General features: G+C 59.7%; 2 protein-coding genes. Both read right to left on the reverse strand.

Going from position 1 to position 1,702, the window contains the following annotated elements; translation table 11 throughout:
• A partial coding sequence (locus K940_RS29855) for an AMP-binding protein (RefSeq protein WP_155981061.1) occupies positions 1 to 809 on the reverse strand: 809 nt, incomplete at its 3' end.
• Between the two features lie 471 nt (positions 810 to 1,280).
• Positions 1,281 to 1,702 (reverse strand): polyketide synthase dehydratase domain-containing protein (locus K940_RS0121425; protein ID WP_028479135.1); only part of this gene is annotated, 422 nt, incomplete at its 5' end.

Genomic DNA, 1,702 nt, shown 5'->3' on the forward strand with positions numbered 1-1,702 from the left:
CCGCTGTGTGTTCCGCGGTAAGTCGAGACCGCGGACAACCAGCGGATCGGACTCTTCACAAACGTATCCGGCGCCATCAGCACCGCCCTGGTGCCGGAGTAGATCGGCATGAGTACACCGCTGACCTGTCCGAAGTCGTGAAAATGTGGAAGCCAGGACACCAGAACAGTCTCGGTGTCGACGCCCCACCCGTACCCCAGCTCGTCGCACTGCCGCAGCATCATCTCGTGCTCCACGATCACCCCTTTCGGGGTCGATGTAGATCCAGAGGTGTACTGCAGATATGCGATTTTGGATTCCGCAGACTCTATTCCCGCGATCGGTAGCGCCGTAAACCTTATGTCATCCGAGGCCGTTCTTGGTAACGATTTGACATACCATTGGTCATCGAGCTTCTCCATTTCGGAAACAAAATGTGCAGTACTCAGTACCATGCTTGCCGCGCAATCACGCGCGACCACGTCGATATGCTCGAGACGATTTCGGCGCGGAGGGAATAGCGGGACGGCGATCACTCCTGCGTACAGGCAGCCATAAAATGCAGCGACATAGTCGAGCCCCGGTGGATGGAGCAGTAGTACACGGTCTCCTTTCGAGACCATGTTCGTCAGATGGTGCGCGATCGCTTGCGCCCGCTGATCCAGTTCGCGGTACGTGAGCAGATCGGCCTCATTTCCCTCGTTGTCGAGGAAGGTGAATGCCGTATCCGAGCCATGGTGCTCGACCTGCGATTTCAGCAGGTCGGTCCAGTTATGAAAAGTGGTACACCGTGCTGGTGGATTCTTCATGAATACCTCGACATGTCGCATCGTCTCCGCGCGCGGGATGCCGAAAGCCGTGAGAAAGCCTCTTGTTCGAGGGTGCCGTTTCCCGGTTGTGTGGCGTCCTCGTGCGGTTCGCCGTCCCAGATCCGGGCGTACAGATCAAGCACCCGGTCGGCTTTGTGTGCTGAATACCGGTCGCGGGGAAAGATCTATTTGTCCGTAACCCCTTGTAACAGGGAAACATCCCAAGAACGTAGCCGAGATCGCATATTCCGTCAAGTGACGGGCGTGAACGCCGAGTTCTTCATGAGGCGGGCGTTGTATCGAATGGCACAGCGCACAGCGTTGCTCGCAGTCGCGCGGGAACACGAGACCAGGAGGGGTCGGGACGGGACACCCGAGGGGAATTTCGGGCAGTCGATGCCGTCGATTGTGGGCCCGGCGCGCGAGGTTGTATGCAGTCTCGCGGTGTGGGCGATCACGCCGGTGGCGATCGTGTGGGCTTTGCGCGGCCGGTTACGGTGTGTCGGGGACACCGAGGTCGATGTGCAGCTCGCGCAATCGCCGCGGTTCGATCTCCGTAGGCGCGCCCATCAGCAGGTCTTGTACATCCGCGCGGATGGCCAATTCGATCAGTCCAGTTGTTGGGAACAGGCTGACCCCATCGACCCGATAGTCGGCCAGCCACGGGTGGGTTCGAAGCGACAATCGACCAGTGAGAACCGCACCCCCGGACTCGGGAATCGACACCATCGCGCCGAGCAACGGGTGCCCGGTGGCGGCCTGTCCCAGCGAGGTTGGGTCTCCTACGAAATCTGCGATGTTCGCCCAGTACTGGATGTGATCGAAGGCGTAGGTGGGCAACCGCACGCGCGGCGCTGCTCCATTGTCAATGTCGGTCGAATGTTGACCCAGCCAGTTCGCTGGAATCTTGACCC

This window comes from Nocardia sp. CNY236, assembly GCF_000482385.1.
In the GTDB taxonomy this organism is placed as follows: domain Bacteria; phylum Actinomycetota; class Actinomycetes; order Mycobacteriales; family Mycobacteriaceae; genus Nocardia.